This window comes from Muricoccus roseus, assembly GCF_900141905.1.
In the GTDB taxonomy this organism is placed as follows: Bacteria; Pseudomonadota; Alphaproteobacteria; order Acetobacterales; family Acetobacteraceae; genus Roseomonas; species Roseomonas rosea.
The window spans coordinates 99,332-119,994 of record NZ_FQZF01000005.1; the positions used below are offsets into that span (position 1 = coordinate 99,332).

General features: G+C 71.8%; 16 protein-coding genes. 5 read left to right on the top strand and 11 right to left on the bottom strand.

Annotated features, from left to right (window positions below; all coding sequences use genetic code 11):
• Positions 1 to 110: 110 nt before the first annotated feature.
• The 7 genes from ggt to BUB97_RS05530 all read right to left on the bottom strand — a co-directional run bounded on the left by ggt (position 111) and on the right by BUB97_RS05530 (position 7,404).
• The gene (gene ggt / locus BUB97_RS05500; RefSeq protein WP_073132434.1) at positions 111 to 1,760 is read right to left on the bottom strand and encodes a gamma-glutamyltransferase; all 1,650 of its coding nucleotides are present in this window, start codon (positions 1,758 to 1,760) and stop codon (positions 111 to 113) included.
• Positions 1,761 to 1,833: 73 nt separating this feature from the next.
• Positions 1,834 to 2,619, bottom strand: a complete 786-nt coding sequence (locus BUB97_RS05505; RefSeq protein ID WP_073132437.1) for an ABC transporter permease — start codon at positions 2,617 to 2,619, stop codon at positions 1,834 to 1,836.
• Between the two features lie 4 nt (positions 2,620 to 2,623).
• Positions 2,624 to 3,469, bottom strand: coding sequence for an ABC transporter permease (locus BUB97_RS05510; RefSeq protein WP_245818199.1), 846 nt, complete (start codon positions 3,467 to 3,469; stop codon positions 2,624 to 2,626).
• A complete protein-coding gene (locus tag BUB97_RS05515) occupies positions 3,466 to 4,584 on the bottom strand; it encodes an ABC transporter ATP-binding protein (protein ID WP_073132439.1) in 1,119 nt (372 codons plus the stop codon). The genes BUB97_RS05510 and BUB97_RS05515 overlap by 4 nt, the downstream gene beginning before the upstream one ends.
• Positions 4,581 to 5,351, bottom strand: coding sequence for a class II aldolase/adducin family protein (locus BUB97_RS05520; RefSeq protein WP_073132442.1), 771 nt, complete (start codon positions 5,349 to 5,351; stop codon positions 4,581 to 4,583). The genes BUB97_RS05515 and BUB97_RS05520 overlap by 4 nt, the downstream gene beginning before the upstream one ends.
• A gap of 1 nt (position 5,352) precedes the next feature.
• Positions 5,353 to 6,288: a 2-hydroxyacid dehydrogenase gene (locus BUB97_RS05525; RefSeq protein WP_073132444.1), complete on the bottom strand. Its 936-nt coding sequence runs from the start codon at positions 6,286 to 6,288 to the stop codon at positions 5,353 to 5,355.
• A 3-nt stretch (positions 6,289 to 6,291) separates the two neighbouring features.
• Complete coding sequence (locus BUB97_RS05530) at positions 6,292 to 7,404, bottom strand: extracellular solute-binding protein (RefSeq protein ID WP_073132446.1); 1,113 nt, start codon at positions 7,402 to 7,404, stop codon at positions 6,292 to 6,294.
• A gap of 112 nt (positions 7,405 to 7,516) precedes the next feature.
• Here BUB97_RS05530 and BUB97_RS05535 point away from each other — a divergent pair, with 112 nt between their 5' ends.
• The 3 genes from BUB97_RS05535 (at position 7,517) to BUB97_RS05545 (ending at position 11,080) form a co-directional block, all read left to right on the top strand.
• The gene (locus BUB97_RS05535) at positions 7,517 to 8,836 is read left to right on the top strand and encodes an NAD(P)/FAD-dependent oxidoreductase (protein WP_073132448.1); all 1,320 of its coding nucleotides are present in this window, start codon (positions 7,517 to 7,519) and stop codon (positions 8,834 to 8,836) included.
• Positions 8,836 to 10,464 (top strand): amidohydrolase, encoded by a 1,629-nt coding sequence (locus tag BUB97_RS05540; protein ID WP_073132450.1) that lies wholly within the window; start codon positions 8,836 to 8,838, stop codon positions 10,462 to 10,464. Before BUB97_RS05535 ends, BUB97_RS05540 begins: the two co-directional genes overlap by 1 nt.
• Before the next feature lie 64 nt (positions 10,465 to 10,528).
• The gene (locus BUB97_RS05545) at positions 10,529 to 11,080 is read left to right on the top strand and encodes a peroxiredoxin (RefSeq protein ID WP_073132452.1); all 552 of its coding nucleotides are present in this window, start codon (positions 10,529 to 10,531) and stop codon (positions 11,078 to 11,080) included.
• Between the two features lie 36 nt (positions 11,081 to 11,116).
• Here BUB97_RS05545 and BUB97_RS05550 read toward each other — a convergent pair whose 3' ends face one another.
• From BUB97_RS05550 to BUB97_RS05565, 4 genes are all read right to left on the bottom strand, one after another.
• Entirely contained in the window at positions 11,117 to 12,391 is a 1,275-nt protein-coding gene (locus BUB97_RS05550) for a TRAP transporter large permease (protein WP_073132454.1), read from the bottom strand.
• Positions 12,392 to 12,398: 7 nt separating this feature from the next.
• Positions 12,399 to 12,932, bottom strand: coding sequence for a TRAP transporter small permease (locus tag BUB97_RS05555; RefSeq protein WP_073132456.1), 534 nt, complete (start codon positions 12,930 to 12,932; stop codon positions 12,399 to 12,401).
• 2 nt (positions 12,933 to 12,934) lie between these two features.
• The gene (gene dctP / locus BUB97_RS05560) at positions 12,935 to 13,939 is read right to left on the bottom strand and encodes a TRAP transporter substrate-binding protein DctP (RefSeq protein WP_073132458.1); all 1,005 of its coding nucleotides are present in this window, start codon (positions 13,937 to 13,939) and stop codon (positions 12,935 to 12,937) included.
• Between the two features lie 64 nt (positions 13,940 to 14,003).
• Entirely contained in the window at positions 14,004 to 17,198 is a 3,195-nt protein-coding gene (locus BUB97_RS05565) for a YhdP family protein (protein WP_139281301.1), read from the bottom strand.
• 17 nt (positions 17,199 to 17,215) lie between these two features.
• On the opposite strand from BUB97_RS05565, the gene BUB97_RS05570 reads away from it, so the two are divergent.
• Both BUB97_RS05570 and bcp read left to right on the top strand, forming a co-directional pair.
• A complete protein-coding gene (locus BUB97_RS05570) occupies positions 17,216 to 20,197 on the top strand; it encodes a bifunctional [glutamine synthetase] adenylyltransferase/[glutamine synthetase]-adenylyl-L-tyrosine phosphorylase (RefSeq protein ID WP_073132460.1) in 2,982 nt (993 codons plus the stop codon).
• Positions 20,194 to 20,646 carry a thioredoxin-dependent thiol peroxidase gene (gene bcp / locus BUB97_RS05575; protein ID WP_073132462.1) on the top strand — a complete coding sequence of 151 codons (453 nt, stop codon included), beginning with the start codon at positions 20,194 to 20,196 and terminating at the stop codon, positions 20,644 to 20,646. Before BUB97_RS05570 ends, bcp begins: the two co-directional genes overlap by 4 nt.
• The last annotated feature ends 17 nt before the right edge of the window (positions 20,647 to 20,663 follow it).

Consider the following 20,663-nt stretch of genomic DNA (forward strand, 5'->3'; position numbering starts at 1 on the left):
ACCGTCAGCCCAGCGATTCCAAACTCTGAGAAAAAGATGATGATGAGGGGTCCAGGGAGAGGAAGAATTCCTTCTTCCTCTCCCCGGGACAGACCGACACCCCAAAAACCTCAGGGCCGCTGTTCCGGCACGAAGCGCACCCCCGGCCGCGCCAGCCCGCCGCCGATCCCGACTGGCGTGCCGTCTGCCCGCCAGCAGGCCGCGCCCGTCAGCGTGCCGTCCGGCCCGAAGGCCACGGCCCCCATGCCGCCGCCCACCGTGGGCACGCGCAGGGTCCGGTGCCCCCGCGCCACGAGCGCCGCCTCGGTCTCGGTGCTGATGCCGGGCTCCAGCTCCAGCAGGTGGCCCTGGCTCCAGACCCGCGGGGCTTCCACCGCCTCCTGCAGCGACATGCGGTGGTCCAGCAGGTTGATGATGGCCTGCATGGCCGAGCCGAAGATGCGCAGCCCACCTGGGAGGCCCAGCGCCACCACCGGCTTCCCGTCCTTCAGCACCATCATCGGCGCCATGGAGGTGAAAACCCGCTTTCCCGGCGCGACCGAGAGCGCTTTTCCCGGATGCGGGTCGAAGTTGTACATGTAGTTGTTGGCCACCATCCCCGTGCCCGGCACGGTGAAGCGCGCGCCGAACAGGCTGTTGATGGTCTGGGTGGTGGCGATGATCGTGCCCTGCCCGTCCGCCACGGTCACATGCGTGGTGTTGGCCGATTCCATCAGCCCCGCCCCGGGCGCCCAGTCCCGCGCATGCGCCATGTCGATCTCGCCGCGCCGCGCCTCGGCATAGTCGCGCGCCGTCAGCTGGGCCACCGGCACCTCGACGAAGGCCGGGTCGGCGGTCGCCACGGCGCGGTCGGCGAAGGCCATCTTCAGCGCCTCGGCCAGGAGATGCACGGCATCGGCGGAGCCGGTCCCGAGCGCGCGCAGGTCGAAGCCCTCCAGAACATGCAGCATCTGCGCGATATGCACGCCGGCCGAGGAAGGCGGCGGCGGCCCGATCACCTCATGGCCCCGGTAGAAGGCGCGGATCGCCTCGCGCTCCACCGGCGCGGCGGCGTGCAGATCCGCAGCGGTGATCAGCCCGCCCGCCGCCCGCATATGCGCCGCCAGGGCATCGCCGAGCTGGCCGTCATGCAGCGCATCCGGCCCCACAGCCGCGATCAGGCGCAGCGTGTCCGCGTAATCCGGGCGCAGCACGCGGTCCCCGGCGCGGATGGGCGTGCCCTGCGGCAGGAAGATGGCCGCGAGCCCCTCATCCGTCGCCAGCTCCTTCGCATTGTCGCCCACAGCGTCGGCCAGGTAGGGCGTGGCGCGCCATCCCCGCGCGGCGCAACGGATCGCGGGCTCCAGCACATCGGCCAGCGGCAGGGTACCGTAGCGCGACAGGGTGTGGCACCAGGCCCGCAGCGCGCCGGGCACAGCCATGGCGAGCGGCCCGAAATGGTTCTGCCGCCCCACCGTCTCCTGATAGTCCGGCAGCACATCGGACACGGTGCGGTACATGTCCGGCCGCGCGGCGGCGGGCGCGGTGGAAAGCCCGTCCACCACCACATGCCGCCCATCCGGCAGGCGCAGATGCGCCACCCCGCCCCCGAGGATGCCGACCATCATCGGCTCCACCACCGTCAAGGTGAACAGCGCCGCGATCGCCGCATCGACCGCGTTGCCGCCCGCCAGCAGCATCTCCGACCCCGCCGCCGAGGCCAGCGGATGGTTGGTCACCACCATGCCCTTGTGGGCCGTGACGGGATGCTTCTCGGTCATGGGGAGGCCTTCGATAGGAGCAGCGGCGCGCGCCCGGCAGGGCGTGGATTCATGCCCCATCCCGGGCGGCGCGTTAATCCCTGCGCTGCCGCCGCAAGGCGAGGTCCAGCAACAGCAGCAGCACCGTCATCGCCACCAGAAGCACGGCCACGGCAGCCATGGCCGGGTCCAGGTTCTCGTTGATCCCGTCCCAGATCTTCCGCGGCAGGGTGAAGACGCGGCGGGAGGCGATGAAGAGCACCACCACCAGCTCGTCCCAGGAATGGATGAAGGCGAAGATAGCGCCGGAGACGATCCCCGGCGCGATGCGCGGCAGGATCACCCAGCGCAGCGTCTGAGGCAGCGAGGCCCCCATGCCCCGCGCCGCGCTCTCCAGCCGTGGGTCGAAGGCCGCCAGCGCCGTGGAGACGGTGATGACCACATAGGGAATGCCCGTCACCCCATGCGCGATCACCACCCCGGTGAAGCTGTCCAGTAGCCCGAGCTTCGCGAAGTACCGGTACAGCCCGATGGCATAGGCGATGCTGGGGATAATGATCGGCAGCAGCATCAGCGCGCGCACGAGCTCCGTGCTGCGCCGCGAGAGCCGCCAGCAGCCGATCGCGCAAAGCGTTCCCAGCACCACCGCCAGCACGGTGGAGGCCACCGCGATGAAGGCCGATTGCAGGATGGCATTCGTCCAGGCCGGCGTCGTCAGCAGCCGCAGGTAGTGCTCGCCGGACAGGGCGTGCACGGGCAGCGAGAGGAAGCGCTGATCGGTCAGGGAGACCGGCAGGATGATGGTGATGGGCAGGATGAGATAGATCACCGTCGCCCAGGCGACCGCCCCGTTCAGCCAGCCCGGCCGATACCCGCCCATCGCCTCAGCCCCCCGCCCCGAAGAGCCGCCGCAGGTTCACCAGCCGCGAGAAGACCGCGAGCGTGGCGAGGATGGCGACGACCAGCACGGTCGCCATCATCGCGCCCAACCCCCAGCGGATGAGGTCGAGGATCTGCAGCTTGATCCATTCGGCCACCATCAGCGTCTTGCCGCCGCCCAGAATGGCCGGGGTGATGTAGAAGCCCAGCGAGAAGATGAAGACCAGCACCCCCGCCGCGATCACCCCCGGCAGGGAAAGCGGCAGGAATACCCGCAGGAACGCCCCCGTCCGGCTCGCGCCCAGCCCCCGCGCCGCGGCCAGCACCCGCGGGTCGATCTCGCGCATGGCCGAGAGCATCGGCAGCACCGCATAGGGCACCATGTAGTGCACCATCCCGATGATGATGCCGAACTCGTTCCAGACGAGCGAAAGCGGCTGGTCGATCACCCCCGCCGCCAGCAGCCCCTCATTCACCAGCCCCTGGCGCCGCAGCAGCGTCACCCAAGCGAAGGCGCGCACCAGCACGGAAATCCAGAGCGGCACCAGCACGGCCAGCAGCCACCAGCGCTGCGCCCGTGGCCCCGCCAGGGCGATGCGATAGGCCAGCACATAGCCGAGCAGCAGCGCGACCGCCGTGGTCACCACCCCGATCCGCAGCGTGGTCCCGATCACCCGCTGCACGCTCTCGCTTGTGAAGAGCCGCTCGTAATTGCCCAGGCCCGGAGAGGGCTCCGTCACGCTGATCGCCAGCACCTGCAGGATCGGCGCGACATAAAAAGCAGTCATCAGCAGGAAGGCGGGCAGGATCAGCGCCCACCACCCCGCGGCATGGCGGCCCTTCGGGCTCAAGCGGCGTGGCCCTGCGGCGCCATGGCGGCATCCTCCGCCACCACCACCGCCGCATCCCGCGACCAGCCCAGCCGCACCGCCAGCCCCTCCGCGGGCGCCACCGGCGAGCGCCAGGCCGGCAGATGCACCCGGATCGCGCCGAGATCGGGCGTCTCCACCGTCACGGCGAAGCCGGTGCCGAGATAGGACCAGGCAGCGATCCGCCCTTCCACCACATTGTCCTCGGCCAGCGCGGGCGCCCCCTCCGCCGGCAGCAGCACGATCTTCTCCGGCCGCAGCGAGAGGAGGGCGCGCCCGGCCGGGGCGGTGCCTCGCGCGACCACCCGCGCGCGGCCGCGCCGCAACGCCATGCCGCCCGCATCCGGCTCCGCCTCGCCCTCGATGAAGTTCGACTTGCCGAGGAAATCCGCCACGAAGCGCGTCGCCGGCCGCTCATACAGCGCCTCCGGCGAGCCCACCTGCATGACATGCCCATGGTTGAGGATGGCGATCCGGTCGGAAAGGCTGAGCGCCTCCTCCTGGTCATGCGTGACGTTGATGAAGCTGCGCCCGATGCGGCGATGCAGCGCCTTCAGCTCCTCCTGCAGCTCCGCCCGCAGCTTCTTGTCCAGCGCCGAAAGGGGCTCGTCCAGCAGCAGCAGGGCGGGGTCGAAGACGAGCGCCCGCGCCAGCGCCACGCGCTGCTGCTGCCCGCCCGAAAGCTGCGAAGGCCGCCGGTCCGCGAAGCGGTCCAGCTGCACGAGGTCCAACGCCGCGCGCACCTTGGCATCCCGCTCCGCCCGCGCCATCCGCCGCACGCGCAGGGGAAAGGCCACGTTCTCCGCCACGGTCATGTGGGGGAACAGCGCATAGCCCTGGAACACCATGCCGAAGTCGCGCCGCTCCGGCGGCAGAGCGGTGATGTCCCGCCCGTCCAGCAGGATCCGCCCCGCGCTCGGCTCCACGAAGCCCGCGATCATCATGAGGATCGTGGTCTTGCCGGAACCGGAGGGGCCGAGCAGCGTCAGGAACTCGCCGCTCGCCACCTCCAGCGTGGCCCCCTGCACCGCGGTAAAGTCGCCATAGCGCTTCGCCACGCCCTGCAGCGAGAGCGCATGGCCGGCCGGCCCGCTCACGACGCGTAGTCCGGCTGCTCGTGGTCCAGCTTCCGCCGCAGCGCCTGCCAGGGCAGCCAGCCCTTCACCGGGCTGTCGCCCATCTGGTCGCGCGCCCGCACCACCACCTCCTCCGGCGGAATGTCCAGCGGCGCGCCGCTGGACTGCGCGGCGAGCTGGATGCGGCAGGACTGCTCCAGATAGTACATCCAGTAGAAGGCCTCCGCGACCGTGCGCCCGACCGTCAGCAGCCCATGATGCCGCAGGATCATGCAGGGCTTGTCCCCCATGTCCCGTACCAGCCGCTCCCGCTCGCCCAGATTGTCGTCCGCCGCGATGCCCTCATACTCGTGCACGGCCACGCGCCCGTGGAATTCCGTGCTGATCTGGTTCAGCGGCAGCAGCCCGCCCTTCTGGGCGGCCACCGCCATGCCCGCCAGCGTATGCGTGTGCATCACGCAATGCGCGCGCGGCGCGCCGAGATGCAGCGCGGAATGGATGACGAAGCCCGCCGGGTTCACCGGCCAGCTCGTCTCCTGCGCCGGCTCGCCCGCCGCATCCACCAGCACGAGGGAGGAGGCGGTGATCTCCTCGAAGAGCAGCCCGTAGGGGTTCACCAGGAACCGGTGCCCCTCCCCCGGCACGCGCACGGAGAGATGCGTGAAGACGAGATCCGTCATCCCGAACAGGGCGAAGAGACGGTAGGCCGCGGCCAGGTCGCGCCGCAGCTCGGCCTCGGTCGGCACATGGTTCGGGTCCGGCCGGACCGGCGGCGGGGGAAGCGGCATGTCAGTAGCCCCGCTCGGGATCATAGAGGTTGGGCAGCGCCGCCCCCGCCTCGAAGGCGGCGATCGCATCCGCCACGTAGCGCGCCCGCTCCCGCCGCCGCGCAACGCTCGCTACATGCGGTGTGACGGTCACCTTCGGATGCGACCAGAGCGGGCTGTCCTCCGGCAGAGGCTCGGGGTCGAAAACGTCCAGTACGGCGCCGGAGAGATGCCCGGAATCGAGGGCCGCGATCAGCTCCGGCACCACCACATGCGAGCCCCGCGCCGCATTCACCAGCGCGGCGCCTTCCGGCAGCTTCGCGAGCAACCCGGCATTCACGATGCCGGCGGTTTCCGGCGTGGAGGGCAGCAGGCAGACCAGCACGTTGCTGCGCGCCAGAAAGGCGTCCAGCTCCGCTTCGCCAGCATAGCTCTCCGCCCCTTCCACCGCCTTGCGGGAGCGGGACCAGCCGATCACGCGGTAGCCCAGCCCGCGCAGCATCGGCACGGCGGCCGCACCCAGCGTGCCCAGCCCCATGATGCCCACCGTCAGGTCGCGCGCCGTGTCCTCGCCCACCTTGTAGCCCCAGCGCCGCTCGGCCTGCTGGCGGGCGAAGTCCCGCCCATGCCGCAGCAGGGTCAGGCAGGCCCAGGCGATGTACTCGCCCATGCGCTGCCCGGTCTCCTCGCCGCCCATCCGCACCAGCGGAACGTGCCGGGGCCATGCCGGGTCGCGCGTGATGTGGTCCACCCCCGCGCCGAGCGAGAAGATCGCCCGCAGGTTCGGAAAGCCCGCCAGCCAGCCCGGCTCCGGCTCCCAGGCCAGCACATAGGCCGTGTCCTCGGCCCGAAGGTCAGGCGCGTCGAAGGGCTTCGCCACGAGGCCCGGCCGCAGCTCGGCCAGCAGCTCGCACCAGTTCTGGCGCACCTTGGCGCCCTCGGCCTTTACCAGAAGCATGAATCAGCCCGTGATGATGTCGATCACGTCCTGGTTCAGCTGGGTGTAATTGTCACCCCACCAATTGCCGTCCAGCGTCACCTGCTGCACGGCGTTCGCCGGATCCGTCGGGTTGAAGCGCTTGAACTCCTCCGGCACCAGCGCTGCCGCGCGCGGGTTGGTCGGCCCATTGCCGAGGAACTTCAGCAGCTCCACCTGCGGCTCGGGGTTGGCCAGCATGCTCGCCAGCAACCGCTGCGTGTTCGCGCCGCCCGGCGCGCCACGCGGGATAACGAAGATGCCCGCCTGCAGCAGCCCCTGGTTCCAGATGAACTTGATGCGGCCGTTCGTCTCCTGCTCCAGCACCTTGGCGCGAGTGTGCCAGATCTGCCCCATCACCGCCTCGCCGGTGCGCAGGAACTGCTCGCTTTCCGACCCGTTCGCCCAGAACACCGCGTTGCGCCGGATCTCCTTCAGCTTGTTCAGGCAGGCGCGGGTGTCCAGCGGATAGAGGTTCCGCGGATCCTTCCCCAGCGCCATCTGCGCCGCGTCCAGCACCGCCAGCGCGTCGCGCCGCATCAGCCGCGTGCCCGGGAACTTCCGCAGGTCGTAGAAATCCGCCCAGCTCTGCGGCGCGCCATTCGGGAACTTGCTGCTGTCATAGGCAAGCACGGAGGAGAAGGAATAGGGCGCCGCCCCGTGCTCCAGCGTGAAAGCCTCGGAGATCGCGTCGCTCTTCTTCACGACGGCGTAGTCGATCTTCTCGACCAGGTTCTGCTTGCCCAGCACGCGCGCGGAGGTCGAGGAGCTGTCGCACAGGTCCCAGGTGACGGAACCGCTGTCCACCATGCTCTTGATCCGCCCGGCCGAGGGGCCGGTGCTGTTCTGGATCACCTTGAAGCCCGCATTCGCGGCCTCGAAAGGCGCGCCATAGAACCGGCCGAACCCCTCATTGGCGATGCCGCCCCAGTTGACGATCACCAGCTCCCTCGCGCCCTGCGCGCGGGCCGGCCCACCCGCCGCCAGCGGCGCCAGGCTGAGCGCGCCGAGCGCGCGCAGCGCCGTCCGCCGGTCCACGCCACGCCGCAGGGCACCCTGCGCGCGTTCGACGCAATCCTCGTGAAAGCTCTGCAGCATCGGTGCTCTCCCCCTGACCTTCGCCCCTTGCCGAAACCCCGGCCCGGCGCAACCCTGCCATGTCTGGGGAAAGTAGCCAGCAATTTTGATACCAGCGGGGGCACCGGTAGCCATGAGCCACTCTCTCCTTGCCGAAGGGTTCCGGACGACGCCGTGGTGGTGGGAGGCCGCCGAGCCCGCCTCCCGCCCGGCCGAGCTGCCCGACGAGGCGGCGGTCGCCATCGTCGGCGGCGGGTATGCCGGCCTTTCCGCCGCCCTCACCCTCTGCCGCCTCGGCCACCGGCCCGTGGTGCTGGATGCCGAGCGCATCGGCTGGGGCGCCTCGTCCCGGAATGGCGGGATGGTCTCGGGCGGGTTGAAGCTCGCCACCTCCGACCTGGCGCGCGCGCATGGCGCGGAACGTGCAGCCGCCATCGCCCGCGACGCCGCCGCCTCCTTCCCCTTCCTCGAGGAGCTGATCGCGCGCGAAGGCATCGATTGCGACTACATCCGCTGCGGCCGCTTCGCCGCCGCCTGGACCCCCGCGCATTACGAGGCTCAGGCCGAGAAGGTCGCCTTCATCGAAAGCATGACCGGCCTTCCCGCCGCCATGCTCCCGCGTGAGCGCCAGCGGGAGGCGCTCGGCAGCGACCACTATCACGGCGGCATGCTCGCCGCCGCCACGGGCAGCCTGCATCCCGGCAAATACGCCCGCGGCCTCGCCGCCAGCGCCGCCGCGGCCGGCGCCACGCTGGTCGACTCCACGCGCGTGGAGGGCATCGCGCAGGAGGGCAGCCGTTTCGTGCTGCGCACCTCGCGCGGCCTTCTCCGGGCGGACGCCGTGCTCGTCACCACCAATGGCTACAGCCTCGACGCCGAGGGCCGCAGCGCCATGCCCTGGCTCGCGCGGCGCCTCATCCCCGTCGGCTCCTACATCATCGCGACCGAGCCACTGCCCACGGAAACGATCGACCGCCTCTTCCCCGGCCGGCGCATGATCAGCGACACCAAGCGCGTGCTGAACTACTTCCGCCCCTCGCCGGACGGCACGCGGGTGCTCTGGGGCGGCCGCGCCTCCTTCGGCCCGACGACGCCGGAGAAGGCCGCCCCCGTGCTGCACGGCTTCATGACGGATGTCTTCCCCGAGCTGGAGAAGGTCCGAATCACCCATGCCTGGACGGGGAACGTCGCCTTCACCTTCGACTTCCTGCCGCATCTCGGCACGCAGGACGGCATCCACTACGCCGCAGGCTGCCAGGGTTCCGGCGTCGCCATGGCCAGCTGGCTCGGCCATCGCGCGGTGCTCCGCATCGCGGGGGCCGAGAACGAGCCCTTCGCCCTCGCCGACCTCCCCTTCCCCACCGCCCCCAGCTATGGCGGCCGCCCCTGGTTCCTGCCCCTCGTCGGCGGCTGGTACCGGCTGCGCGACCGCATGGACCGGATCGCCGCCTGATGCCCGCCCCTGACCTCATCCTCCTCAACGGCCGCGTCGCCACCATGGCCGAGGGCGGCGATTGCACCGCCTTCGCGGTGCTGGACGGCCGCTTCACCGCAACGGGCGAGGACGCCGACATCGCCGCTCTCGCCGGCCCCGCCACCCGCGTGCTGGATGCCCAGGGCCGCCGCGTGATTCCCGGCATCGTCGACGGGCACAACCACCCCGATGCCTATGCCGTGCGCCTGCTGCGCTGGACCCTTCTCTCGCCGGACCGCATCCAGAGCCGGGCGGAGCTGCTGGCCACCATCCGCGCCCGCTGCGCCGAGCTCCCGCCCGGCCGCTGGTTCGCCGGCTACCGGCTGAACGAGCGCGCCAGCGGCGGCTATCCCAGCCTCGCCGAGCTGGACGCGGCGACGGGCGGCCGCCCCCTCTTCATCTTGCGCACCGACGGCCATCTCGGCCTCGCCAACTCCGCCGCCTTCGCCGCCTGCGGCATCGGGCCGGACACGGCGGACCCGCCCTTCGGCCGCTTCGACCGCGACGGCGGCGGCTTCACCGGCCTCGTGCGGGAAACCGCCGCGCATGTCTTCCTCAACGCCATCCACGGCCAGGATACCGAGGAGGACATCGCCGACGGGATGGAGATGGTGCAGGACCAGTGCCTGGCCCATGGCATCACCTCCATCGCGAACTCCCTCTGCCCCTCCAAGGCCATCCGCGCCTACCAGACCATGAAGCGGGACGGCCGCTGGCGCCTGCGGATGGGCATCATCGCCTCGGGCCGCGAAGACGGGCTGATCGAGGCCCTCATCGCCGCCGGCATCCAGTCCGGCTTCGGCGATTCCACCCTTCGCCTGATCGGCGTGGAGTGGTGCCCGGACTGCTCCACCTCCGGCCGCACCGCCGCCTATTACGCGCCCTATCTCGGCACCCCCGTCCCGGGCGAGCCCGTGCCCAATACGGGCATGCTCCTCTATGACCGTGACGACCTCACCCGCCGCGCCACCGCCGCGCACGCCGCCGGGCTGCAGGTGATGATCGAGGGCGTGGGCGACCGCGGCATCGATTTCGCGCTCGACGTGATGGAGGCCGCCCTGGCAGCCCACCCCGTCGCCGACCACCGGATGCGCGTGGAGCATTGCTGCAACGTCACCCCGGAGATCCTGGCCCGGCTCAGGCGCGGCGGCTTCGTGGACAGCTCCGCCACCGGCTTCATGGATGAGCTGGGCGAGGCCTATGTCGCCCATCGCGGCCAGGCGGAGATGGTGAACATGTGGCCCCACCGGGCCCTCATCGATGCCGGCGTTCCCGCCCCGGGGCATTCGGACTTCGCGGTCTGCCGGGTGAATCCATTCACCGCCCTCTCGGCCATGGTCACCCGCCGCACCGCCAGCGGCGCCGATCTCGACATCCGCCAGGCCATCACCCCGCGCGAGGCGCTGGCCGCCTACACCACCCTTGCCGCCTGGGCCCAGCGCGAGGAGCATGAGAAGGGCCGCATCGGCCCCGGCCTGCTGGCCGACTTCGCCATCCTCGACAACGACATCCTGGAGGGTGATCCGGCGGCGATCGCGGGCACCCGCGTGCTCTCCACCCGTGTCGGCGGCGTGGAGCGGCACCGGATGGCATCGGCATCCCCCTGACCCCGACGCAAACAACCGATCGGGAGCGGCGTTGAGCCCCGGCCCCTCCCGGAGACCCCACCCCATGCTGACCGTCGGCGACCGCTTCCCCTCCTTCAAGCTCAACGCCCTCGAGGGCGGCGCGCGCGGGCTGGACCCGAAAACCGCCTTCCGCATCGTGACGGATGCCGATGACAGCACCCAGTGGAAGCTCGTCTTCTTCTGGCCGAAGGACTTCTCCACCCTCTGCCCGACGGAGATCGTGACCTTCGGCCGCATGGCCCCGGACTTCGCCGAGCGCGGCGCCGTCATCTACGGCGTCTCGCTCGACAGCGAGCTGGCCCATATGAACTGGCGCCTCGCCCAGCCCGAATTGCGGGACCTGCCCTTCCCCATGCTCTCCGACATCAAGCGCGAGCTCTCCTCCGCCTGCGGCATCCTCGACCACAACGAGGGCGTGCCGCTCCGCGCCACCTTCCTCGTCGATACCGAGAGCACCATCCGCCATGTCAGCGTGAACGACCTCGCGGTCGGCCGGAACCCGCAGGAGGTGCTCCGGGTCCTCGATGCGCTCCAGGCCGGCGCACTCTGCCCCTGCAACTGGCAGAAGGGCGACGAGGTGCTCCGCGCGGCCTGACACCGCGCGGCGGGCCGGAACCGGGGCGGCGCCGCGCTAGTACCCGGCCTGCCGCGGCAGCCAGAGGGCGATCTCGGGAAAGGCGATCAGAAGCGCCGTCCCGGCCGCCAGCATCAGCATGTAGGGGATGATAGAGCGGTTCACCTCGCTCAGCGGCGCCCCCGTGATCGCCTTGATGACCACCAGGTTCATCGCCACCGGCGGGCTGATCAGCGCCATCTCCAGCGAAAGCGTCAGCAGCACCCCGTACCAGACCTTGCCGATCCCGAGGATCGCGAGCGAAGGCAGCACGGCCGGCATGGTCAGCAGGATGATGCTGAAGCTCTCCAGCACCAGCCCCAGCACGAAGAGCAGGACCATCATCGCGATGAGGAACCCGGTGCGGGACAGCCCCATCTCCGTCACCAGCGCCGCCAGCTCCTGCGGGATGCGCAGCTTGGTCAGCATGTAGCCATAGACCGCCGCGCCCGCGATGATCATCAGCAGCATGGCGCTGGTGCGCGTGGCATCCTGCACGCCGTCCCAGAGGTCCCGCCAGGTCAGGGTACGGTAGATCAGCGCCGCGATCGCGATGGCATAGAGCGTGCCGGCCCCGGCCGCCTCCGTCGCGGTGAACACGCCCATATAGATGCCGCCCAGCACGAAGATCGGCAGCGTCATGGACCAGCCGGCCCGGCGGATGGAGGTGCCGAGCCGCTCCGGCGGCGGCTCGTCCGCCGGCGCCACCGCCTTGCCCTCGGTGACGAAGACATAGAGCGCGAAGAGCAAGGCCATCATCAGCCCCGGCAGCAGCCCCGCGAGAAAGAGCGCGCCGACGCTCGTCTCCGTCACGAAGGCATAGAGCACCATCGGCGCCGAGGGCGGGATCAGGATGCCCAGCGTGCCGCCCCCCGCCACCACGCCGAAGGCTCCCTTGCGGGACATGCCGTAGCGCAGCATCTGCGGGATCGCGATCTTGCCGATGGTCAAGGCCGTCGCGACCGACGAGCCGGAGATCGCGGCGAAGACCGTGCAGGCCAGCACGGTCGCGATGCCCACCCCGCCGCGCACGCCGCGCAGCAGCGCGAAGGCCGCGCCGTACAGGTCGTTCACCACCCGCCCGCGCACCATCACATGCGCCATCATCATGAAGAGCGGAATGGCGACGAGGAGGTAGCCGTTGAGGTTCCCGATGACGATCTCGCCCAGCGCCGGGATGCCGCCCTCGACCCAGAGCAGCACCGCCAGCGGCAGCAGGAACAGCGCCGCGAACATCGGCAGGCCGAGATAGAGCAGGCCGATCAGCACGGCCATCAGGATCAGGAAGGACATCGGGCCCCTACTCGCCGCGCGCCAACGTGTCTCGCGGCAACTCGTCTTCGCCGCTGGGCAGGTTCTCCGGCGTACCGCCCGTGAGCAGCACCAGACACTGCGCCAGCGCCACCAGCAGCAGCACCGTGGAACCCACCGGCAAGAGCAGCTGGATCCACCATTCCGGCACGCCCTCGATCTCGGTCATCAGCCCGACCATCCGCGAGAACTCGACCGCCTCCCACCCCGCCCAGAGCAGGATGGCCGCCACCACGGCCACCGAGGCGGCGCCGACCAGATGCGCCACCCGCGCCAGCCGCGGGCCAAGCCGCCCCACCGCCACATCCACGCCGATATGCTCGAAGCGCCGCTGCGCCTCGGGCGCGGCCAGCAGCACCAGCGCCACCACCAGCCACCCCGCCACCTTGTCGATCCAGGGCTGCGGCGTGTGGAAGACATAGCGCGCCACCACCGAAGCCCCGATCAGCAGCAGGCAAACCACGGTCGAGACCGAGGCCAGCCCACAGGCGAAACGGGAAAGGAGGGCGACGGCGCGCTGCACGATCAGACGGCCCGCAGCAGCTCGATCACGCGCGCGCCGCCCTCGGGCGCCTGGCGCAGGAAGGCGTCCATGACCGGCTTCTGCATGGCATCGCGCCAGGCCGCCACCTCGGCCGGCGACTGCTCGTGCACGGTCATGCCCTTCTCGCGCAGCTCGCCCACCGCCGCATCGGCGGTGCGGACGGTGACATCCACCGCATCCGTCTCGGCCTTGGCCAGCGCCGCCTCGATCGCGCCGCGCGCCTCCGGCCGCAGCCCGTCCCACCAGCGCGGATTCACATAGACCTGCGTAGAGACGCTGAAGAACGGCGAGACCGTGCCGAATTTCTGCACCTCGTAGAAGCGGCGGGACACGGCGGCGGACACATCCGTCAGCCCCGCATCCAGCACGCCGGACTGCAGCGCGCCCACCACCTCAGGCGCGGGCGTCGCGGCCGGCGCCGCGCCCACCGCCGTCAGCGCGGTGTCGATCAGGCTGTTGATGCCGCGGATCTTCACGCCGCGGAAATCCTCCGGCGTCAGCAGCGGCTTGCGGGAGGAGGTGAAGATCGCGCGGTTGGTGGTGAACAGCCAGCCCACCGAGCGCACGGCGCGGCGCGCGGTTAGCCCGTCCAGGAACTTCCGCGCCTCGGATTGCGGGAAGCGGCGGTTCTTCTCCAGATCGGCGAAGAAGTACGGAATGGTCGGCCCCGACATCTCGGGGATGGTGTTGCCCCAGGTGAAGTTGGTGGCCACCGCCGCCTCGAAGGCCCCGCGCGCCACGCCGGGGAAGTTCTCGGCCACCCGCGCCAGCTGCTCCGCCGGGAAGACCTGCACGTCCACCGCGCCGTTGCTGCGCGCCTTCACATCGGCGGCGAAGGCATTCAGCACCCCGGCGATATGGTGGGAGGGCGGGTACTGGTGCGACAGCCGCATCACCGTCGCCGCCTGCGCGGCGGCGGTGCGGATCGCGGGCAGCGGCAGCACCGCCGCCAGGGGCAGGGTCAGAAAGTTGCGTCGCGAGGCCATCGGGCGCCCTCCGGATTTCGTTTGCCCGGGTTTGCGGCGGCTGTTCCCGCCGGTCAAGCAGGCTTCAGCGCCCCTCCTGCGGCGTCAGCAGCCCCCGCAGCGCCCCAGGCGCGAGGATCGAGAGCGGGTCGAGGGCGATATCCGGATCGTCCAGCTTGCCCGTGACGCGGAAATTCGCGGCGAAGAGCCCGCCATTCCGCTCGGCCGTGAAAAGCCGCCCGATGCCGGGAAGGCGGCCCAGGGCGCTGTTCAGCGCATAGGAGGGCACCACCGTCCCCCGCAGGTCGTAGCGCTCCGCCCGCCGCAGGATCCGCCCTTCCATCGTCAGGCCGAGCGAGGCCGAGACCGCCCGCGCCTCTTCGAGGGTCAGCGCCTCGGGGGTCAGCCGGAAGGGCGCGCTCGCCACAGTGAAGCGCAGCCCGGGGCCCCGCACCGCCTCGGGGATTCCGTAGATCGAAAGCGCCTGCAGGAATTTCCCGATCGAGGCCGCCTCCCGCACTCCGAAATCCCGCAGCTCCGCCACGCCGCTCAAGGGCGAGTCCGGCGTGTTGCCGGGCCAGGTGCCGGAGGCATGGAAGGTCCCGCCATCCACCGCGTCGAACACGCCGAGGTCGCGCAGCAGCGTGCCGAAGCCCTCCACCCGCGCCTCCATGGCCCGCCCGGCCCCCCGCGGCACCACCACGGCCTCGAAGCCGCCCCCGCGCACGCCACGCCCGCTGGCCCGCAACTCGCGCAGCACGCCTTGCGCATCCATGAAGGCCAGGGCCTGCACCGGCGCCAGCTCGCGCCCCTCGGCCAGCAGCACGCGGTCGAAGCGCGCATCCAGGCGGAGCGGCGTGGAACCACCACCGCCACCGCCGGCCCTGTCCAGCTCCTCCATCAGCCCACGCGCATCGAGCATGCTGCCCTGCACCCGGATTTCCCACGGCTCCCCGGCCCGGGCGGGGGAGGCCACCTGCCCGGCCAGCCGGCTCGGCCCGATCCGCGCCTCCAGCAGCTCCGCCCCGCCGAACGCCCCCCCGCGGCGGAAGGAGAGCCCGCCGCGCACGGAGAGATTCGGCCCCTCCACCCGCACGCCCTCCACCGCCGTCAGCGTCTCGCCGCGTAAGCGCACCACGGCCTGGGCGCTCGCCGCCACCCCGGCGGGCTTCGCATAGCCGAAGGGCCGCAGCGCCAGCCGCGCCTCGCGCAGATCCGCGCGCAGCGAAACCTGCGCCTCGCCCGAGCGGCGCCGCTCCGCCTGCACCGCATAGCCGAAGGCCCCCGCCAGATAGGGCGCGGGGTTCAGCCCCAGCCGCGCCAGGTCCGCCGCCGCCGCCCGCCCCTCCAGCTGCACCCGCTCCGTCACCTGCGCCGGGGGCCCGCTGCGGAAGTCCAGCTCGGCCTGCACCCGCGCGGGAATGGCGCCCAGCCGCGCCGTGCCGGCCACCTTCATGCCCGAGACATCGACCGCGACATCCAGCTGCGCCGCCTCGACGGACTGCCCCGCCACCACATCCGCGATGCGCCCGTTCGTAACCTTGCCCTGGGCCGAGATCCGCAGCTGCTCGATGGGCAGGTCGTTCAGCAGCGGCAGGCCGATGGAAAGCCGCGCCTCCACATTCCCCCCAGCCGCACCCAGCTCCAGCGGCCGCTTCTCGAACAGGTGCAGGCGGGGGTGGCGCACGAGGTTGAGCACGTCGTTCAGCGGCCCTGCCACCCGGGCATCGATCTCCAGCTTCTCCGCATCCGGCTTGGGCACGCCCAGGTCGGAGATCCGCACCCGCGCCTCCGGCACTGTCAGGCCGGTACCGGACTGCCGCGTCGCCCGCGCCTGGATGACCACATCCTCCCGCGAGAAGGTGACCAGCCCGTCCACCCCCTCCAGCGGCGGGATGGGACGGAGCCAGTGGACGTTCACGCCCTCGGCCCGCAACGTCCCGCCCGCGGCGGTGATCCGCCCGCTGGAGAAATCGGCGGAGGACTCCCCCTCCAGGAACCAGCGCCCCTCCCGCGCCCGGCCCGCCGTCAGGTTCTCGGTGACCCAGACCCGCGCGCCCTCGGCGACGCCCGGCGGCCAGTAGAGCGCGAGGTCTGGCACCGCGATCGCGTCCAGCCCGATCTCCATGCGCCCCTGCCAGAGCCCGTCGCGCCGGTCGGCCTGGGCCTGGGCGGTGATGCGGGGCGCCGGAAAGCCGGGGCGCCCGGCCGGCAGGGCCAGTTCCAGCCGCTCCAGCCGCATCCGCCGGCCATCCCCGGTGAGCGCGATGGTCGCGCCCTCGAAATCCGTCCGCCGCTCCCCCGCGACGATCCGCCCGGCCGAGGACCGCACCTCCGCCCGGCCCTCGAACTCGCCATTGCCGAAGTCATAGCGCCCGCCGAACCGCGCCCCGAGCTGGGCATCGAGCATGGCCAGCGGCCGCAGGGAGGGCAGCGCGGTCGCCAGCGCCGGCGGGCTCACCGAATCGATCTCCAGCGAAACCTCGGCCACCGGCGGCTCCCCCGCCGCGCGCCCGGAGATGCGCACGGGAATTTCCTGGCCCGACAAGCGCAGCCCGCCGGATCCGGCGAGTACCGTCGCCCCATTCTCCGCGCGCGTGACGGAAAGCGCGGCGCGATGGATGGCCCAGGCAAGCTGCAGCGGCTCGTCCCGCACCTGCACCACCCCGCCATCCACCCGGATCTCCCGCAGCGCCGCCAGGGGCGAATCCGGGTCCGCGCCACGCAGCAGCCGGGCGATGGTCTCCGTGGTCGCCTCCGGCTCGGAATCCGGAGGGGCCTCGGCGCCGGGCGTGTCGGCCGGGCCGGAGGAGATGCCGAGGTCGATCGACAGGTCGCCGGCCATGTCCCGCCGCAGCAGCGCCACCGGGTCCCGCAGCACAACCCGTACCGGCGCCACCACGCCGCGGAGCAGCGGCGGCACCGCCACCGACACCTCGGCGGAGGTGAGCGAGGCGCGGGTGCTGCCCGCCCCATCCACCGCCCGCAGCCCCTCCAGCCGGAGGAACAGCGGCTGCGGCGCGCCGTCCTTCCACCCCTCCCAGGCCACCCAGGCCTGGCCGAAATGGACACGCAGCCCCGGGGTCAGCCCGGCCAGCCGCGCCGCCACCGCCTCGTTCACCGCCTCGATCGAGGGAATCGGCATCGGCCCCTGCGCCAGCCGCCAGCCCAGCGCCGCGACTCCCACCCCGAGGAGCATCACCAGCAGCATCGTGAGCCGAAGAAGGAAGGAAACCCCCTGGACGAGGAGGCGCCCCACTTGACCGGGCAGGCGCCTCACGCGTTGCCTTCCCGCGCATGTCCGACGCCGAGCCCTCCCGCCGCCGCCCGCCCACCCCCTTCGACACGGCCGCGGCCGGACGTCTGGCGGAGGACTTCGCCGCCAAGGGCGCCGCCGAGGCGGCCTTCGCGGCCTCCTCCTCCGGCGCCGCCCTGCTGGCCGCGCTCGGCGGCCACAGCCCCTTCCTCGCGGACCTCGCCCTGCGGGAGGCGACCACCCTGCTGCGCTTCGCCGAGCGCGGCGCGGACGCGGCCTTCGCCGGCGCGCTCGACCCGCTCGGCCGCGCCGACCCGGCGGCCAGCTTCAACCAGCTCGGCGCCGCGCTGCGCCAGGCCAAGCGCCAGGCCGCGCTCATCGTCGCTGCCGCGGACCTCTCGGGCGAATGGGCGCTGGACGGGGTCACCGGCGCCCTCTCCACCCTCGCCGAGACCTGCATCGACCTCGCCTGCGCGCATCTGCTGCGCGAGGCCGCGGGGCGCGGCGAGATCCACCTGCCCAACGCGGCGAAGCGCGACCCCAAGGCCGCCAGCAAGGGCTCCGGCCTCGTGGTGCTCGGCATGGGCAAGCTCGGCGGGCGCGAGCTGAACTATTCCTCCGATGTGGATCTGATGGTCCTCTTCGATCCGGTGGCCGCCGTGGATCCGGACCGCGCGCAGGCCAGCTTCGTGCGCCTCGCCCGCGATCTCGTTCGGCTGCTGGAAGAACGCACGGCGGAGGGATACGTCTTCCGCACCGATCTCCGCCTGCGCCCCGACCCGGCGGCGACGCCGCTCGCCGTCTCCATTCCCGCCGCCATCTCCTATTACGAAAGCTTCGGCCAGAACTGGGAGCGCGCCGCCATGCTCAAGGCGCGCCCCGTGGCCGGGGACCGTGGATTGGGCGAGCACTTCCTGGCCGAAATACGCCCCTTCGTCTGGCGACGGCACCTCGATTTCGCGATGATCGCGGACATCCATTCCATCAAGCGCCAGATCCACGCCGTGCACGGCAGCAAGCGCGGCGCGGGGGCCGAGATCGCAGTGGCCGGCCACGACGTGAAGCTCGGCCGGGGTGGCATACGCGAGATCGAGTTCACAGCCCAGGTGGCCCAGCTCATCTGGGGCGGCCGAGACCCGGCCCTGCGCGACCCCACCACCCTCGGCGCCCTCGTCGCCCTGGCGGCCGCCGGCCGCATGGACCGGCGCGCGGCGGCCGACCTCGCCGACGCCTATGTCTTCCTGCGGGACGTGGAGCACCGCATCCAGATGGTGGCCGACCGCCAGACGCACAGGTTGCCGGAAGACCCGGACGGCCTGGCCCGCATCGCCTCCTTCACGGGCTTCCCCGACGCCGACCTCTTCGCCTCCACCCTTACCGGCCATCTCCGCCGCGTCGCCAGCCAGTATTCCCGCCAGTTCGAGGCGGCCCCCGCCCTCAGCCTGCCCGGGGGCGAGGGCTTCGAGGGCGGGGACCTCGTCTTCACCGGGCCGGAGAACGACCCGGGGACGCTCGAGACGCTGAAGCGCATGGGCTACGCGAATCCGGGCGGAATCTCGGCCATGATCCGCGCTTGGCACCACGGCCACCGCCGCGCCACCCGCACCGAGCGGGCGCGGGAGCTGCTGACCGCACTCATGCCCACCCTGCTTGCCGCCTTCGCCCGCCAGCGCGAGCCCGATACGGCCCTGGCCCGGCTGGACACGCTGCTGGACCGCCTCCCCGCCGGGGTGCAGGTGCTCAGCCTGTTCCACCGCAACCCCGCCCTGCTGGACCGCGTGGCCGGCGTCCTCGGCGCCGCCCCGGCGCTCGCCGACCACCTCGCCCGCGATCCCGCCGCCCTGGAAGGGCTGCTCGCCGGCGGCCATGGCACCGCCGCCGCCTCCCTCCCCGCCCTGGTCGGCGCCGCCCGCCATTACGAGGAGGCGCTGGAATCCGTCCGCCGCATGGTCACCGAAGGGCGGTTCGAGGTGGATGTCGCGGCCCTCGAGGGCAAGCTGGACGTCGATGCCGCCGGCATCGCCCGCAGCGAGCTGGCCGATGCCGCCATCACCTGCCTCCTCCCCCAGGTGGCCAAGGACTTCGCCACCCGCCACGGCAAGGTGCCCGGCGGCGCCATGGCGGTGGTCGGCATGGGCAAGCTCGGCGGGCGGGAGATGCTGCCCGGCTCCGACCTCGACCTCGTCCTCATCTACGACCATGCCGAGGACGCGACGGAGAGCGACGGCCCCAAGCCCCTCGCCGTGCCCACCTACTTCTCCCGCCTGGCCCACCAGTTCGTCGCCGCCCTCACCGCGCCGGGCGCGGAGGGCAAGCCCTATGAGGTGGACATGCGGCTCCGCCCCTCGGGCAACAAAGGCCCGGTCGCCGCCAGCATCGCCGCCTTCGAGCGCTATCACGGCCCGAAGGAGAGCGAGGGCGGGCAGGCCTGGACCTGGGAGCGCATGGCCCTCACCCGGGCCCGCCCGGTGGCCGGCCCGCCCGCGCTGCGCAAGCGCATCGCCGAATGCTGCCGCCAGGCCCTGGCCGTCCATGCCGGCCCCCAGGCCATCGCCGATGCCCTGGCCATGCGCGCCCGCATGCTGCGCGACCTGCCCCCGGACGGACCATGGGACGTGAAGGCCATCCCCGGCGGGCTGGTGGAGGTGGAGTTCATCGCCCAGGCGTTGCAATGCGCCCATGCCGCCGAGCACCCGCGCATCGTCGCCCCCACCACGCGCGACGCCCTGGCCAACCTCGCCCGCGCCGGGCTGCTGGAGCCTGGTGAGGCGGCCCTGCTGATCCGGGCGGAACGTTTCTGGCGGACCCTGCAATCCCTGCTGCGCCTCACCGTCGGCCGGGTGAGGACCGAGGAGCTGCCCCCCGCCTCCGCCCATGCCCTGCTGCGCGGCCTCGCCCCAGCCTGCGAAACGCCGCCCGTTGACCTCCCCGCGCTTCGCGCACAGATGCGTGAGATCGCGGCCGGGGTGCGCTCCTCCTTCGAGCGCCGCCTCGGCCCATTGCCTGTGAAGGGGGCCGCATGATCGCTGTCGGGGACAAGGCGCCGGAATTCGACCTGCCGGCCGCAGGCGGCGGGCGCGTCAGCGCCGCGCTGCTGCGGGGCCGGCGCTACGCGCTGTATTTCTACCCCAAGGCCGACACCTCGGGCTGCACCGTCCAGGCCCAGGGCGTGCAGGAGAACCTGGCCGCGCTCGAGAAGGCCGGCATCACCGTCATCGGCGTCTCGCCGGACCCGGTGAAGAAGCTGGACGCCTTCGCCAAGAAGTTCGGCCTCACCTTCCCGCTCGCCTCGGATGCGGACCAGTCCCTCGCCCAGGCCTATGACGCCTGGGTCGAGAAATCCATGTATGGCCGCAAGTACATGGGCATGGAGCGCAGCACCTTCCTCGTCTCGGCGGACGGCACGGTGGAGGCCATCTGGCGCAAGGTAAAGCCCGCCGAGCACGCGGCCCTGCTTCTCAAGGCCGCCTGAACCGGCCCGGCTGGGCG

Bases quoted from the DNA above. Each gene is read 5' to 3' on its own strand.
- ggt (WP_073132434.1), bottom strand. From the start codon at position 1,760: ATGACCGAGAAGCATCCCGTCACGGCCCACAAGGGCATGGTGGTGACC.
- BUB97_RS05505 (WP_073132437.1), bottom strand. From the start codon at position 2,619: ATGGGCGGGTATCGGCCGGGCTGGCTGAACGGGGCGGTCGCCTGGGCG.
- BUB97_RS05520 (WP_073132442.1), bottom strand. From the start codon at position 5,351: ATGCCGCTTCCCCCGCCGCCGGTCCGGCCGGACCCGAACCATGTGCCG.
- BUB97_RS05525 (WP_073132444.1), bottom strand. From the start codon at position 6,288: ATGCTTCTGGTAAAGGCCGAGGGCGCCAAGGTGCGCCAGAACTGGTGC.
- BUB97_RS05530 (WP_073132446.1), bottom strand. From the start codon at position 7,404: ATGCTGCAGAGCTTTCACGAGGATTGCGTCGAACGCGCGCAGGGTGCC.
- BUB97_RS05535 (WP_073132448.1), top strand. From the start codon at position 7,517: ATGAGCCACTCTCTCCTTGCCGAAGGGTTCCGGACGACGCCGTGGTGG.
- BUB97_RS05540 (WP_073132450.1), top strand. From the start codon at position 8,836: ATGCCCGCCCCTGACCTCATCCTCCTCAACGGCCGCGTCGCCACCATG.
- BUB97_RS05545 (WP_073132452.1), top strand. From the start codon at position 10,529: ATGCTGACCGTCGGCGACCGCTTCCCCTCCTTCAAGCTCAACGCCCTC.
- BUB97_RS05550 (WP_073132454.1), bottom strand. From the start codon at position 12,391: ATGTCCTTCCTGATCCTGATGGCCGTGCTGATCGGCCTGCTCTATCTC.
- dctP (WP_073132458.1), bottom strand. From the start codon at position 13,939: ATGGCCTCGCGACGCAACTTTCTGACCCTGCCCCTGGCGGCGGTGCTG.
- BUB97_RS05570 (WP_073132460.1), top strand. From the start codon at position 17,216: ATGTCCGACGCCGAGCCCTCCCGCCGCCGCCCGCCCACCCCCTTCGAC.
- bcp (WP_073132462.1), top strand. From the start codon at position 20,194: ATGATCGCTGTCGGGGACAAGGCGCCGGAATTCGACCTGCCGGCCGCA.